Raw genomic sequence first — 14,803 nt, forward strand, 5'->3', positions numbered from 1 at the left:
TCTCCCGATGACCGGCGACCGCTGGTCGCACAAAACTCGGTTGGATCGCACGAAGGTGAACAGTGCTTGGGGAATTCTACGGCGTTTTAACGCGCTAACGCCCGGTGAGATCGCAAAGCATAGGTTGTGCCTATCGGTATAGATCTGGGCCCGCTACCCGCGCCTTTGGCATTTTGTCCGGAGAGTATGCTTATGTCTGGGGGAAGCGGTCGCATCTGAAACGCCTGTAGGACTAACGCGGGAGGCTCGCACATGGATCCCCGGGACGAAGAATTCGTGCTCGCTGGAAGCCTCGAAGAGCTGCGAGCGAAAGGGCGGTGCATTGTCCAGGGTGGACATGGTCCGATCGTCGTGATCTGCGACCGCGAGCGTGTCTTTGCCCTTGATAATCGATGCCCGCACATGGGATTCCCGCTCGAGCGAGGCACTGTCGAAGACGGCATCCTGACCTGTCACTGGCACCATGCCCGCTTCGATCTCGAAAGCGGCTGCACGTTCGACCTTTGGGCTGATGATGTCCCCAGCTACGCGGTCCAAATACGCAATGGCGACGTCTGGGTCGCAACCAGGTCTGATCATCCCGATGCCGCCGCGCACTGGCGTCAACGGCTTGCGGATGGCCTCACACATGATCTTGGACTTGTCATCGCCAAAGCCGTGCATGGCCAGCTCGCCGCCGATGTGCCAAAGGTCGATATCGTGCGGCAGGTCGCGCTGTTCGGAGCGCAAAACCGTGACGGCTGGGGCGTTGGTCTCACGGTACTCACAGCACTCGGCAACCTGTTGTCCGTGCTGCCCGCAGACGAAACCTATCTCGCCCTCTTCCACGGCGCGCGCCGTGTAGCGGCGGACTGCAACGGCGAGGCGCCGCGGCGCGAACGTACGCCGCTTGCGAGCCGGCCGGAGCCCGCCACGCTCGATCGTTGGCTGCGCCTGTGGACAAACGTGCGCCACCGCGAGGCGGCCGAGCGCACGCTGTTGACTTCGATTGCCTCCGGTCTCGCACCCGCCGTGCTCGCGGATGCGTTGCTGTCCGCCGGGACGGAGCGGGCCTTCGCGGACTCCGGGCATTTGCTCGACTTCATCAACAAGGCGTTTGAATGCCTCGATCTGATCGGCTGGGAGCACGCGTCAGCTGTGCTGCCCACTGTCATCGCCCAAATGGTGAGCGCCCGGGGTGCCGAGGAATCGACCGCGTGGCGCCAGCCCCTCGATCTCGTCGCGATGTGCGACGAAGCGGCCAGCCAGATCTCGAACCTCTTCGCTGCCGGGCGCAGCGGGCAAGGCTGGTCGGATCACGCGGCGCTTGCCTGGGAACTGCTCTCAGACGATCCAGCGAGAATCATGGACTCGCTGAAGGAGGCGATCCGCGCAGGCGCTGCGTCTGCCGACCTGGGACAAGCCCTCGCTTACGGAGCGGCGTTGCGCGTGGCCCGCTTCGGCAATGCCAACGAGTACTCCGACTGGGAGACCGCGCATCATGTGTTTACCCATGCCAACGCGCTCCATCAGATTCTCAGGCGTGTCGGGGACGCAAGCTTCGACACTCGAGTCATCGGCGTTCGCGGCGTACTGCACGGAGCCATGGCGCTCTACCTGGCGAGATATCTGAACGTTCCGCCCGCCCGCATCCCGGGCGAGGACGATGATCCGCTCGACGACCTTCCTGCCGATGAGGGGACGATCCGAACGGCCTTGCTCGACACTTTCGACCGGCAGCGTCAGGTCGATCTTGCAGCGAAGCTGGTGGCGCGCCATCTTACGCTCGGTCATCCGCCGCAGGCGCTCATCGCCACACTTGCGCTTGCCGTGTTGCGTGAAGACGCCGGCTTTCATGCCTATCAGATGCTGGAGGCAGGCGTTCGGCAGTTTGCTGCATGGGGCAATACTGCCGAAGGACGGCACATTCTCATTGCAGTCGTCCGCTATCTCGCGGCGCATTCACCGACTGAACGTGGAATGCTGCAGACGGCCGACATCGCCCGGCGGCTGATGCTGGGAAGCGAACTGCATTGACCTGCCAATCTCGCTAATGGTGTCCGTCTGGACAAGTTTTCAGGGGGAGGCCCCACGAGTTCATTCAGCGCGCATAAAAGCGGCGCAGCGCCGCGCAGAAAACATCAAGCAATTTGTTCTTATGCACCTTTCCCAGATCCTTAATTACTTCCTTTTACTTTACGTTACATTTAGTTACCGGTACCCTCCGGGCCGAGCTTTCAGCTTTATCTCAGTAGACCAACAATACGTAATTCAAATAATGTGTAAGCGGCTCAGCTGGGCCGTTCGTCCATTCGCGGTGCGCGTAAAGCATGATGGTGAACTGGAGCTGCCGGTCAGGTAGAGGGCTTTGGCGAACTGGCTGGCGTGTGCAGCTTGTCGGCCACACGCCAAGGCAGGAGCTCGTCGATGCGATTGATTTTGTGACCGGCGATATGGGTTAGCACATAGTCGAGGTAGGCACGCGGATCGATGTCATTCAGTGTGCAAGTGCCAATCAATGCGTACATCGCGGCTGCGCGTTCGCCGCCGCTGTCTGAGCCGGCGAATAAAAAATTTTTCCGACCCAGGCTTACACAACGCAGCGCGTTCTCCGCGATGTTGTTGTCGATCTCGAGCGTACCGTCTTCGCAATACAACGTCAGTGCGCTCCACTGGTTCAGCGTATAGTTGATCGCCTTGGCCGTATCGGACTTCGACGACAGCGTTTCGAGCTTTGCCCTGAGCCACGCTTCGTAGATCTGAAGCAGAGGTCTGGCATTCTCCTGCCGTATTCGCAGCCGTTCGGCGGCGGGCTTGCCGCGAATGGAGGCCTCAATGTCATAGAGCCCGCCAATATATTCGAGTGCCTTTTGTGTTGTGTCAGATGGCGTGCGCACATGGATGTCGTAGAACTTTCTCCTCGCGTGGGCATGGCATGCCGCCTCGCGTATCAAGCCATCGCGGAACAATTCGTCGAAGCCCGCGTAAGCGTCCGCTTGCAGAATCCCTTTGAAGCTGGCGAGATGGGTTTGAGGATGGATGCCTTGCCGGTTCGGCGAGTACGCGAACCAGACTGAAGCAGGTTGCGCCGAGCCGGAGCGATGATCGTCGCGCACGTAGACCCATAGCCGGCCGGTGCGGGTCTTCCTGTTGCCCGGTGAGAGCACCGGGATCGGCGTGTCATCCGCGTGCAGCTTGGTGGCGGACACGGTATAGCGGCGCAGCGCCTCTGTTAGCGGTGCGCACAGTGCCTCGCACTGGCCGACCCATCGGCCCATGCTGGCCCGGTCAAGCGTCACGCCGTCGCGCGCCGCGATCGCCGATTGCCGGTACAACGGCTGGTGGTCTGCATACTTCGAGACGAGGATGTCTGCCAGCAAGCTCGGATGGGCGATGCTGCGCTCGATCGGCAGGCCGGGCATCGGTGGCTGGGTGATAGTACTGCAGGAGGGGCAAACCAGTTTGCGCCGGATCGTGCGAATGACCTTGAACGCAGCTGCGACCCGGGCGAGTTGTTCGGACACGTCCTCGCCGAGCACCTGCATTGGTTGACCGCAGTCCGGGCAACTCGATTCGGGCCCGAGTACATGATCCTCGCGCGGCAGATGCGCGGGAAGCGCTTGCCTCGAAGATGCTTCGTCCGTCCTCGCAATCGAGGCGGACGCATTTGCACCGCGAGCCTGCGCACGCTGCACATCCGCAACGCCGCGCCCGGCGGCCAGATCCTCGAGTTGAGTCTCGAGCGTCTCGATTTGCCGCTGCAGCTGCTCGGACTTGCGACCGAACTGCATGCGCCTGAGCTTGTCGATCTGGGCCTTGAGCTGCTCAATCTCGACATCGCGTTCGGCAAGCAGACTACGAGCCTCGACCAGCAAGGCCTTCAGGAGTTCGACATCGTCAGGAAGATCGGCGCCGCTCGACATGCGCCGTAGTTTACGAGTCTGCCGCGCGGTTTACAACATCGATAATGCGGCGGTGCGACGGGGCTGTCGCCAGTCGATGCCCTCAAGCAGCATCGACAGCTGTGCAGAGCTCAGATGCACCTTGCCACCGTCGGCCTGGGGCCATATAAAACGGCCTCGTTCAAGCCGCTTCGCGAGAAGCCAGATTCCGTCCTCCGTGGCCCAGAGAATTTTTATCAGATCGCCGCGACGGCCCCGGAAGATGTAGACGTTGCCGCCCAGAGGATTCTCCTCAAGCGCTGTTTGCACCTTCGCTGCCAACCCCTGGAACCCGCATCGCATATCGGTGACGCCAGCAGCGATCCAGATGCGCGTGCCTGCCGGTAGGGAGATCATGAGCGCAGACTGCCCAGCACGATCCGCAACATATCGGCATCAACCAGGCCGTCCACTTTAACCACCGCACGACCGATCCGGATCTCGATCGTGCCGACCGGTGAGACAGGCTTCGCGCCCAGCGCTTGCGCTTCTACCGGAGCTGATGCAATGACCTCTGTTGGCGTGTCGCTGAGCAATACGACCGGAATGAGCCCGGCAGATCGAGCTTGCTGATCGTCCAGATATCGCCGCCGCCAGGTGAACAGCATGTTCGCGTTGATGCCATTCTCCCGGGCCAGCTTTGAGACTGATACGCCAGGCTCGCAAGCTGCCGCTGCCAGTCGCTCACGAAGCTCCCGGGGGTAATTCGGGCGCCCCGTTCGTGTACCTGGCTTCTTCTCTGCAGACTGTGTCAAAGTGGTGCCCATCAGATCGGAAATGATGGACATCACTTTGATGTCGACCTCAGCCACCGTCTATAACGGCCGGCACGAGCCGCTTACAATAATGTTGAGTAAGCAAATTCTGCTTCGCGAGGCACGAAGCGAAGTCGTCGGCAACACGAACAGACTCACCAAGGTTGTGCAGGTCAAAGAGGGCGATCACATTTGCTATCAGGGGGCCATAGAGTCGCCGCTCATCTTCCTCGTCGAAGGACAGCTCCGTGCGTCGACATACTCCGAGGATGGTGTCGAGATCCCGCTGTACATTGTCAATCCTCACGAGTGTACGGGCGAGATTTCGATCCTCAACAGCGCGCCGACCTTGGGCAATGTTATTGCTACGAAGGGCAGTACCGTCGGCCTGCTCGACCGGGCGCACGCCCGACGGCTTCTCAGCGACCCGGATGTGGCGCGCTCGCTGAATAACCTGATCGCGAGTCGCGCCAAAACGCTACTCGTGGCGCGCAGCTCGCGAAGCCAGCCGCGTGCGGATGCGCGTGTGACCGCCGTGATCGAGGCGGCCATCAACCAGAGTCAGGCCTTCGATTCACCGCTTGTCGAACTGCCCAGTCAGGTCACGATTGCGGCCATGGCGGGTGTGAGCCGCGAGACGGTGTCGCGTGTGATCACGTCGCTCGACAAGCGTGGGATTGTCGAACGGGAAGGCAAGGCGATCCGCATTCGTGATCGTGTCGCGTTGCACCATCTCGCAACCGGCCGGACGCCAAGTTGAAGCGACTCAGGCTCGCGCAGAGATCCCTACCGGTTTTTGAGTCACTGCAAAGCAAATTGCGCCTTGTCGGCGGCGCGGCGGCCGCGGCGTGCTCCGCGCGGCGTCTCGTCGCTTTGAAGAGGATCAGGGAGATCGACTGCTTGTTCGACGTGTCGCTGAAGCTTCAGTGCCAGCACCGCCGCACTCAGGTCACGGATCATCTGACGTGCCTGCTCCGCCTCAAGTACGAAGCCACGCTGATTGGGCGCGACAGGGCTCGCGGGAAACCCGTCCGCGTCGAGGTGGACCGTCACGTTAAAGCTCGTCGAATCGATGCGCCATCGCTGTACCGTTGCAAGCGGCATATCTCGTGCGTGTTCGTCGTGTGACGTACCGTTCTTTACCTGTTGCATACAAAGGGCTTCTGTCAGTGCGCAGAATATACGTCAGTGTTCGACAGAAGCTGTGATCCCAATCACAAACAGGTCATCATTGACCGAATGGGATGACCTTCGATGGACGTCAATGTCTGAAATATCCGGCCGCTCAAGCGACGTGACTGGTCATTTACAAGCGAGCGTGGCGATTGATCGCGAAGAAGCCGGCAGATTGATTGCCGGTGCGAATATTGATGGTGCCCATGGGCAGGATCGAACTGCCGACCTCTCCCTTACCAAGGGAGTGCTCTACCACTGAGCCACATGGGCCGCCTGGATGACGTAACGCTGGAGCGGGAGACGAGGCTCGAACTCGCGACCTCAACCTTGGCAAGGTTGCGCTCTACCAACTGAGCTACTCCCGCATTTGGCTCCCCGACCTGGGCTCGAACCAGGGACCTACGGATTAACAGTCCGGCGCTCTACCGACTGAGCTATCGGGGATCAGGCTTTAAGAAGCGGACCGGATTGTACAACATCGGTTATGCAAAAGGAGCAGCGACATGATCTTTCTGAGCGAGAAGTTCGGCTCGTGGTATTCGCCCAACACGAAACAGCCGAGCTGCTGCGTTCCGGCAGCAGCCACTATCGTTGTTACGGTCGGCGTGCCAGCGTGCCGCGATAACCAGCAAACGAAGCAAGCGGCAATTCCGTGGCTGGGTTGAAGGGCTGCCATGCAACGCCGGGCGCGTTTTCAAGCACCGAACCGACGTGTGGAGCACCAAGCGCGATGCTCAATGATGGGAATGTCCAGTTCCAACTGGCGGGGTGCCGGTCCAGTCGATGCACGCTGGCCGGCACCAGTCCGTCGTCTCCCCTGGCTACCCAGTTCGTGACTTGGCTTGCATAGTCGCGCCACACATTCGTGCTGGCCAGATCGACGGCCAATGGTGCAACAGACACCACGGCAAACCACAGCGCTACGCTGAACGTCAAGGTGTACGCTTCAAACCTCCATACACTGAGAGCAATGAGCGGCGGCAACCAAAGCAGGGTCAGCACGCGCGAGTCGAAGCTGATCTGCGCATTGAAGAAATCGAACCGTTCACGCCAGCATAGATAACTGATCGCAAGCAGCACCACGACCAGCACCCCACGTGTTTTGGGTACTCGCAGTCCGATAAAAAAGCACAGCGCTGCAAGCATACTCATGTCAAATACTGCGTTTTGCACCGTATGAGCGAGCCCATGCAGAAACGCGCCCCGGTTGGCCGGATCACGCGGATAAACGATCCAATACGCTGCAATTGCAGCACCGAGCACCCATAGTGCAATACAGAGACAAATAAGGCCCAGCACCAGATAACGTCGCTGCCGTGCGAGAGCAGTCAATTGCGCACGTGAACGAAGTACCAGGATCAAACCGAAGAGCGCAAGTGTGACGGCCTGGGTTTCGTACATGCGCGTGAGAAGCACAGATAGCGCAATCGGTAACAGCCATGCGGCCGAAGAAAATCGGCCAGGCTGCAGTAAGTATGCGAGCATCGGCCACGCAAGCGGCAATAGGAACTGACTTTCGCCGACCAACAGAAAGTCGCTCGGCAGCGCAATCGACAGCATGCCGAATAGATAGCCTGGTAGCAGCGCGGGGACTGCGCCTTTTGTCACCTGCATGCGCACAATCAGGTAGGCGGCTATGAAAGGCAGCACATAGCCGAGCCCGAAAATGAAGCGAAGCAGTGCGGCATTCGACAAGCCGCAGTGCAGGGCCAGCACTAGCGGCCATTGACCCAGGTCGTACGAAAACTGCCGCGACCATGCGATATGGTTCACATCGCGTGAACGCAGGATTTCGATGAAAAATGATGCGCCATCGGCGGAGAACTGTTTGTTCGACAATACCGACCATAACAGCGTCCCGAGGATCGCTGCGGCGACACAGTCGAACGGAAGCAGGGGCGAACAGCTGGATTTTTGGTGCAGTCTGGGTGAACTCGCTGAGGTCATGTGGCTAGTTTTTATAGGTGTTATTCGGGTCCGAGGGTGTGGCTTTGTCGGTATCCATGGAAATCGATGTTGGCGCGAGGCCCCGATCCACTTCTGATAAATCGACCGAGCGCGCTACTCCTCAATGCAATCAGGAAGGACGGATCGTACAAGATGCTCCTTCAGATTGTCGACGGTCTGGGTGTGCATTTCGATGGACTGGCCGTGTTGAGTCCGACGGCGTTCGGCTGAATTCGATCGAGCGGGAGCGACGAGAAAATGCGATATCCAAAGGATCATGTGCATGGTCTCAATGCCACTGGGAATAACGCGAGCGCAGTCAAAGTCCTTGAATCCCTGCATCGGCCGAGTGATGCGTTTGATGGCCCCGACGGTCCTGTTTGACCACGTTGTTCAAATACTTGACTTGACTAATCTTGATGGGCGTCTCGCGCTCGGCATTCACCGCATGAAGCGCTGCCAGATTGGAGCCGCTCTTGTCGATAGTCACCGTCTCGGGCGAGCCGTTCTGACCCGTTGCCTTTTCAAAAAACCACCGGGCAGCAGTCTTGTCCCGCTTGGCTCTAAACAGAAAGTCGATGGTGTTGCCCGCCTTGTCCACGGCGCTATAAAGATATTTTCACGAGCCTTGGACCTTGATATAACTTTCATCCATGCGCCAACTCCTGCCCACCGGGCGCTTGTGCTTGCGAAATGTCTTTTGAAGCAGAGGTCAAACACTAACCGAAACCGCAACCGGGCCGCGGCGTGCGGCCCGGTTGCGGGCTTAATGCGTAGCGACGTACATTGCGATTTCAAAACCGAGGCGTACGTCGGTGTAGCTCGGAGTCGTCCATTGCATACGTGCTTTCTCCTTCGGTTGGAACAGCGGTCGGAACAGCGTTGCGCCGGCGGCCCGGCGAAATTTCGTGCCCGGTCTCGACAGGAGCCGGCATCACGCAAACTCGATGCCCACGTTTACCGGCCAGCCAGGTGGGCGTGCGTTAACAAAGCACCAACTTGATGGACCATCGATGCACTGTTGAACGATCCACGCCAATGGCGCGCTCAGCCATCATCTCCTCAAGATGCCGATGACTTAGCGAATAGGCCACATACCGCCGCACGCCAACAACGTCACGTCCAGCGGATAGTGCAACCGCTGCAGCACCTTGGCAACGCCAGCTGCAAGGGCCATTCGTGGCGTTTGCGGTCTTCTTCATCGTGGGCACAAGCAAAGTTTTGGCAACCTCCCCTCAGTTATTTCATGTACGACCTATCAGCCTTTTCGGCCATGTCTGTCTTCCTTGCCTCGTTCAGATTGAAACCGATTGCAGCAGTTCTTCCATTAGCGCCAATCGGTTTCGGCACAAACTGGAATTGGCAAAGGCGTCAGTTCGTGGGCACCCAGGATTCAGGGTCGTCCTTGGCACGAAGAATTCTTTCCGCGTGCCACGCTCCACTGCTGAATGGGCCGAAAACGTGGACGGCCTTTCCGACCACGTGCGGAACGCTCAGGTGAGCCTGGTCGGCAGCCGAAGTGTCAACGAGCACAGGGGCTCCGGTCTGAGGTTGGATCGTCATTTGCAACGTGCCTACCGAAGTGACAATTCCGTAGATCTGGCTGGGCAGAGGTCCCGGCGGAGTAGTCGGGGGCGGGACTACGACGGGGGCGAGCGTCCCGCCCGGAGCGAAGATGTTCAGGGCTGCGAAGCTGGCCACAAAGACCTTGCCGTTGGCGACAGTGGGCACGATGTTGGCGTTGGCGCCGTTGCGAGGCCAGGAGCCGGCGACGGACGAGAAGATCGGTGTTGTGCCACCTGAGGCGTCGAAGGCGTATAGGGTCACGTTGGCCGGTGCAGCAGTGCTGGTGGGGCGACCGACGGCCCAGATGATCGCGGACCCGGATGTTGTGCCGTTCGATGAAACCGTCGTGAAAAAGCCACCATCCTGGCCGGATTGGATGCTAGAAAACGATTTTTCCAGTTGCAGCGTCGCCGTTGCCGGAACCTTCCATAGTTTGATGCTTCTGCCGCCGCTGCTGACAACGCGGCGGACGCCGTCCGATCCCATAAAATACGATGGGCCGCACCAGCAGGAACCGAAATCGGCGATGGAAACCGCTCTGCCGGAGTCGTTGTGACCCATCGAGGCCCGGTTGATGAGGTACAGACGGCCGCGCTTTCCGCCGGCAACGAGCGTAGAAGCCGATTGTCCAGGGATGTCCGGTATAACCATGGCCCCACCGGAACCGAAATCGTCGTCCGTTTCATCTAGCGATGCGACACCATTAGTACCTGAAGGGGTGAAATAGTCCTGCAAGGTGGTCAAGTCGGTAGAGAGCCTCACCACGCTTTCCTGGATGTTCTTTGGAGGAGCGTAGGTCGTACCAGACGGGTCTGAGTTCCCGGTGACAGCGTACAGCACCCCCGACGGACCTGCGGCAATGCCATACCCGGACATCCAGATGGATGACAGAAAAAATGTGTTGGGTGAAGTCGACAGCTTGTCCATCAACTGATTCGCAGGCAGCGGTGACAGCGTGCTCGCCGTCCATCCCAACAACCAGCCTCTCGACTCATCGGCGCGTATGTCGCAAAAGCTGCCGAAAGCGGCGTAGACGTTTCCGTTCGCCAAAAGAAGACCGGCACGCTGCCGGCTGAACTGTGCGGCGAAATGGTGGGTCGTGCCGTCCGTCAGGGTATGCGAAGCCGAGACCGAGGTCGGAGAACCCGCTTTATCAGCCAAGGTGGTGATGTCAAGAGCGTGGAGCCAAAAGCTCGGCGTGTCGCTTACCAGCTTGTACGAGACCACGTATAGCGTGTGGGTGCTCAGATCGATCACCGGCGTGGAGTTGATTCCCACGGTGGGGCCGTTGTTGCCACAGCCGCCGGGAAGCCTCGATTTCGGTACCGGAGTTCCGAGGTTCCGTTGGAGGAGCAGCTCGCCGGTGGAAGCCGAGTAGGCGTAAATGTTGTTGGCTTCAGTGGCGACGTATACGACATCCTGCGTTGTCCCGCTTACGCTCAACGCTGAAACAACCAATGGCTGCGCGTCGACCCAGTCGTTCACAGGGTCGCCGAGCTTGATTGCATGCAAGACGCCGAACGAACCGGCTCTGACATTGGAAGGGGTAAGGGTCGTCTCGTTCGAATTCCAACCAGTACGATTCGTGTCGCCATGATAGGTCAACACGTTCGCGGACGTGGCCGCCAACGTATTGATCGGAGATGCCGTCGCGGCAGGAGCTAAGTCGGGGACTTCTGGAGACAAAGGCTGTCCGTCTGACTGCCCGGACGCGACCGACATCCAGGCACCTAAAAAGACGGCGGCGAACAGATAGGATAGGAACGAAAAATGCCTTGCCGAAACTGCGCCGGATTCTTCGTTGTTAGCATTGAGCTTCGCGTTTTTCATGACAGGTCCTGCCTTCTTTCCAAGGACGTTATGCAGCAGTTCGCTAGACGCGAAAATCTTCGCGTTTGATTAAACTTATTTCGTAAGCAATCCTGCGCCAGTCAGGACATAGGTGGCGTCCGCCATCCACCGTACGTGAGGGCTTCCGCGCTGAATTGCCGGCGCACCGGATCGGGCGCGCGCCGCGCACCCGGGTGCTGCCGCGCGGTGCGGGCCAGCGCCGCCGCCTTACGCGGCACAAACCGGCAAGGCGCATCAGCGCCACGCGCTTGCGTCCCACATGCAAGCCCTCGCGGGGTCAATCGCATTTCTCTCAAAACTGGCCTCACGTCGCTGGATTCACGTTGAAATTGCACCTGCGAAAAGATCGCGCCGTCAGCCGCGCAGGTGGTGGTAAGCCGTTCCTGCGCGGCTGTATTTCAGCAGTCTGTTAGTCAAGACGCCCGAATGCGCCTGGATTACCGTTCGATATCGATGGGCAATCCGTCGCATCGCCCGCCAGAACTACCGGTTCCAATTCGCGCAACTTTATTTTTCGGCTCCCGCTGAGCTGGTCTATGCTCAAGGAGTACGAAACGCTCCTCCGTAAACCCAGCCGAGGAACTTGCTGAGGGGGCCTATCATGAAACTCGCGCTATATGTCGCCATCTTCAGTGCGCTGTTCGGGGTTCGGCTGGCGCAAGCCGCCTGCCCCGACGACGCCGTCTTCATCGGTCTGAATGATCAGATTCGCGGTTACTCCTTGCGCGCCAACGGAGCAACCAAGCCCTGCCAGGTGCTGGAAGGGCCGCGCACCACCTTCGGCACCGCTCGGGCGATCGCCTTCAGCAAGAACGACTTCTTTCACGTCGCGCAGTTTCTCACCAACGGCACCGTCGCCATCTTTCCGCCGAAGGCCGAGGACAATGCGGCGCCCAGTCGCTCGTTCACGTTGCCGGGGAATGATCTGGTGAGCATCGCGGTGGATTCCCACCTCAACGACTTCATCTTGAGCATTCGCGCCGGGGCTGGCCCGCTCTTTGTAGCCCCCGTCAACAGCACTGGGTTGCTGCTTCATCCGATTGTCATTTCTGATCCAACTCCAAATCTCCGGGTGTACGTGAGCCTTGCCGTCGATAACGAGGACAATCTGCTGCTTGCGGGTTATGACGACCGGGGAGCGGCGATCATCGACACGCTTGGCACGGCCCGGAGCCTCACCTCCCCGGCGCTTCTGCGCAGCCTAACGGGTAGCAACACCGGCCTGCTGCCGGGTGGGGGAGGTGGGGCAGCATCCGACAACCTGACGATCGCTGTCGATCCTCGTACGAACGAATTGTTCGTCTACAACACGACCACAGACCACACGCAGATCCAGGTGAGCGTTTTTGCCGCCGGGGCGAGCGGCAATGTGCCGCCGGCGCGGACGATCAGCGGTCCAGCCACGGGAATCACTGGACCTGGCTTTCCGGGCGCCAACAAGATCAGCGTCTCCTCCGACGGGCGACTCTTTGTTGCCGAGCCGAACAGGCGCATTCTCGTGTTCGCGCCGGGAGCGACCGGCAATGTGGCGCCGTCTCAAGTCATCGAGGATTCCACCCCCGGTCCAGCCGACCAGGGAGGGATCGCGGTCCAGTCCTCCGGTCGCTGCCGATAGCCGCATGGCGGTCCCATATCGGCGCGGGTTTAAACCCCGCCGCGGCACGACGCCCGCTTTCATGATGGATATCTGCTGCGCACAAGTTCGGGGTCCCCATCGATCTGCCATGACGCCATCTATGCGGGCTGATGGAACACCGGGCTCGCGCCAATGGTGGATGTTCCGTCGAGGATCAACGAATCAGAGCAAAAAACCTCTATTCGCGAAAGACCGCTTCATGTAATGGATCGGACGTTTAAGTGGCCGTCTGCGCTTGGTGCGAATGTCCGTAGATGCCCGACTGCTGCCCCGCCTAGTCGACCGCAGTCGACCCTGCGCAGACGCTCGCTCCCCTGACGTGAATATCGGAGGTGCTTCAGCTTACGGACATTGGCATCGCAAGTTTGAGGTCAGCCATTGCTGGTTGGCACTCTGTAATATTTTCGGAGTAGATTGACCACCTTCTCTGGCGTACCAGCAAAATCACCGATACGAACCGTGTCCATAGCGGCCAACGATCTGGCTTCGGGGAGCGAGGTTTCCCCGGCGAACTTCATTCAGACCGACAGGAATGTCGGCCTAGATGCGCTACGTGCATTTACGACATTACTGGTGGTGTTTCATCACTGCGCTATTACCTACGGGGCGATTGGCGGTTGGTATTACCACGAGGTCGCGCCGAGCCGGGACGTCGCAACCATCTGCCTTGTGTTGTTCTGCACCGTCAACCAGGCTTTCTTCATGGGCCTGTTCTTCCTTCTCGCGGGCTATTACTCACGATCGTCTCTGGCCAGAAAAGGACTGCCTCAATTCCTTTTTGACCGCTTTTTCAGGTTGGGCTTGCCATTGTTGTTCTACGGGGTGGTGCTTGGTCCCATTACCATTGCATTGGCGCAAACCAGCAAGGGACTTCCTTTTGGAGCGACGCTCAGGACGCTCGTATCGAGAGGAACATTCGACTCCGGTCCAATGTGGTTTGCTCAGGCGTTGTTGATTTTCACCTTGTTGCTCGCCGTCGGCATGGCCCTCCTCCGCTACGTAGGTCATCCAGTTCGTGTTCGCGAGGTCTCGTTCCCGACAAACTTGACGCTTGGCGTCGGCGCACTATTGACTGCGGCGGCGGCATTCATCCTGAGGATCAGGTGGCCGGTCGGCGTCAATGTGTGGGACCTTCAGCTCGGGTATTTCGCGAGCTACGTCGTGCTATTCGCTGCCGGATTTGCGGCTGCAAGAGGGCGGCGGCTGGAATTCCTCCCAGCCCGACAGGTGAAGTTCTGGTCGCTTGTCAGCCTCGTGACGTTGCCGATTTTGCCGTTCGCCTACTATCTCTCAGGAGCATCGCCGAAATCGCACCACGACACGATGCACATCGTGTATGCGCTTTGGGAACCGTTTGTCGCATGGGGCATCATTCTCTTCTTGCTCCGCTTTTTTCAGCGGAATTTCTCACGACTAGGCCACTTGATGCGTCGCCTGTCGAGACGAGCCTACACGATATACATCTTGCATCCCCCGATTTTGGTGGCGATCGCACTCTCATGGAGCAGCGTGCATGCCAATCCCTTGGTCAAGTTTGGCGTGACCGGCGCTTTGAGTTGCGTTGCGTGCTATTTGATTGCTGGGGTCGTGCTTAAAGTGCCGGGCATGAGGGGATTCCTTTAGTTACCGCTGTGATGCCAAATCGTATCCAGCCTCAGCCGTCGCGGGGCAGGGTCCGATGTGGGGCAATCTCCAGTGGCTGCGCGGCGGCGAGCGAGTGACGCTTCCTGGCCGAACTGAACCGAACGATCTGACATCGTCTGTCCGATCCGGTCCAGAGTTTTACATATGAACCGCTCTTAACCGTGACTTTACTTGCCCCGTTGGAGTGCCGCACCTTTGCCGCTCCTGTTTAGCTGGTTAGATCCAGCTCCTATTGATCGAGATTTCCATCTCGCGCAGCGCCGGATCGGACCTTTATCCGTCAGCACAGGCGAAGCACGGCTCGGTGG

Annotated in this window: 11 protein-coding genes, 3 tRNA genes and 2 pseudogenes; 4 read left to right on the forward strand and 12 right to left on the reverse strand. The window is 59.2% G+C overall.

What is annotated here, in order from left to right; all coding sequences use genetic code 11:
- The first annotated feature begins 252 nt into the window (after window positions 1–252).
- Window positions 253–2,016, forward strand: coding sequence for a Rieske 2Fe-2S domain-containing protein (locus QFZ91_RS35850; RefSeq protein WP_429570152.1), 1,764 nt, complete (start codon window positions 253–255; stop codon window positions 2,014–2,016).
- A 317-nt stretch (window positions 2,017–2,333) separates the two neighbouring features.
- Here QFZ91_RS35850 and tnpC read toward each other — a convergent pair whose 3' ends face one another.
- Genes tnpC through tnpA form a run of 3 tightly spaced genes read right to left on the reverse strand, consistent with a single transcriptional unit; the run spans window position 2,334 to window position 4,708 of the window.
- Window positions 2,334–3,902, reverse strand: coding sequence for an IS66 family transposase (gene tnpC, locus QFZ91_RS35855; RefSeq protein WP_429568745.1), 1,569 nt, complete (start codon window positions 3,900–3,902; stop codon window positions 2,334–2,336).
- Window positions 3,903–3,932: 30 nt separating this feature from the next.
- Window positions 3,933–4,277 (reverse strand): IS66 family insertion sequence element accessory protein TnpB, encoded by a 345-nt coding sequence (tnpB, locus tag QFZ91_RS35860; RefSeq protein WP_429568717.1) that lies wholly within the window; start codon window positions 4,275–4,277, stop codon window positions 3,933–3,935.
- Window positions 4,274–4,708, reverse strand: a complete 435-nt coding sequence (tnpA, locus tag QFZ91_RS35865; protein ID WP_429569022.1) for an IS66-like element accessory protein TnpA — start codon at window positions 4,706–4,708, stop codon at window positions 4,274–4,276. The genes tnpB and tnpA overlap by 4 nt, the downstream gene beginning before the upstream one ends.
- Here tnpA and QFZ91_RS35870 point away from each other — a divergent pair.
- Window positions 4,698–5,435: a Crp/Fnr family transcriptional regulator gene (locus tag QFZ91_RS35870; protein ID WP_429570153.1), complete on the forward strand. Its 738-nt coding sequence runs from the start codon at window positions 4,698–4,700 to the stop codon at window positions 5,433–5,435. The genes tnpA and QFZ91_RS35870 overlap by 11 nt on opposite strands.
- Before the next feature lie 41 nt (window positions 5,436–5,476).
- Here the strand turns inward: QFZ91_RS35870 and QFZ91_RS35875 are convergent, their stop codons facing one another.
- From QFZ91_RS35875 to QFZ91_RS35915, 9 genes and pseudogenes are all read right to left on the reverse strand, one after another.
- A complete protein-coding gene (locus tag QFZ91_RS35875) occupies window positions 5,477–5,779 on the reverse strand; it encodes a hypothetical protein (protein ID WP_429570154.1) in 303 nt (100 codons plus the stop codon).
- Between the two features lie 267 nt (window positions 5,780–6,046).
- A tRNA-Thr gene (locus QFZ91_RS35880) sits at window positions 6,047–6,121 on the reverse strand.
- A 19-nt stretch (window positions 6,122–6,140) separates the two neighbouring features.
- Window positions 6,141–6,216, reverse strand: a tRNA-Gly gene (locus QFZ91_RS35885).
- Between the two features lie 3 nt (window positions 6,217–6,219).
- Window positions 6,220–6,295: transfer RNA gene (locus QFZ91_RS35890), tRNA-Asn, on the reverse strand.
- Window positions 6,296–6,445: 150 nt separating this feature from the next.
- Window positions 6,446–7,690 carry a hypothetical protein gene (locus QFZ91_RS35895; protein WP_429570155.1) on the reverse strand — a complete coding sequence of 415 codons (1,245 nt, stop codon included), beginning with the start codon at window positions 7,688–7,690 and terminating at the stop codon, window positions 6,446–6,448.
- 381 nt (window positions 7,691–8,071) lie between these two features.
- A pseudogene (locus tag QFZ91_RS35900) lies at window positions 8,072–8,510 on the reverse strand (IS6 family transposase); the annotation flags it as partial.
- Between the two features lie 54 nt (window positions 8,511–8,564).
- Entirely contained in the window at window positions 8,565–8,639 is a 75-nt protein-coding gene (pqqA, locus tag QFZ91_RS35905) for a pyrroloquinoline quinone precursor peptide PqqA (protein ID WP_176379822.1), read from the reverse strand.
- A gap of 151 nt (window positions 8,640–8,790) precedes the next feature.
- Window positions 8,791–8,975 (reverse strand): annotated as a pseudogene (locus tag QFZ91_RS35910) (IS6 family transposase); the annotation flags it as partial.
- A 194-nt stretch (window positions 8,976–9,169) separates the two neighbouring features.
- Window positions 9,170–11,194 carry a hypothetical protein gene (locus QFZ91_RS35915; RefSeq protein ID WP_429570156.1) on the reverse strand — a complete coding sequence of 675 codons (2,025 nt, stop codon included), beginning with the start codon at window positions 11,192–11,194 and terminating at the stop codon, window positions 9,170–9,172.
- Between the two features lie 622 nt (window positions 11,195–11,816).
- Here QFZ91_RS35915 and QFZ91_RS35920 point away from each other — a divergent pair.
- Both QFZ91_RS35920 and QFZ91_RS35925 read left to right on the forward strand, forming a co-directional pair.
- The gene (locus tag QFZ91_RS35920) at window positions 11,817–12,830 is read left to right on the forward strand and encodes a hypothetical protein (RefSeq protein WP_429570157.1); all 1,014 of its coding nucleotides are present in this window, start codon (window positions 11,817–11,819) and stop codon (window positions 12,828–12,830) included.
- A 435-nt stretch (window positions 12,831–13,265) separates the two neighbouring features.
- A complete protein-coding gene (locus QFZ91_RS35925) occupies window positions 13,266–14,474 on the forward strand; it encodes an acyltransferase family protein (protein WP_429570158.1) in 1,209 nt (402 codons plus the stop codon).
- The last annotated feature ends 329 nt before the right edge of the window (window positions 14,475–14,803 follow it).

Origin of the sequence: Paraburkholderia sp. JPY419 (genome assembly GCF_050435705.1) — a bacterium.
Taxonomy (GTDB): domain Bacteria; phylum Pseudomonadota; class Gammaproteobacteria; order Burkholderiales; family Burkholderiaceae; genus Paraburkholderia; species Paraburkholderia youngii.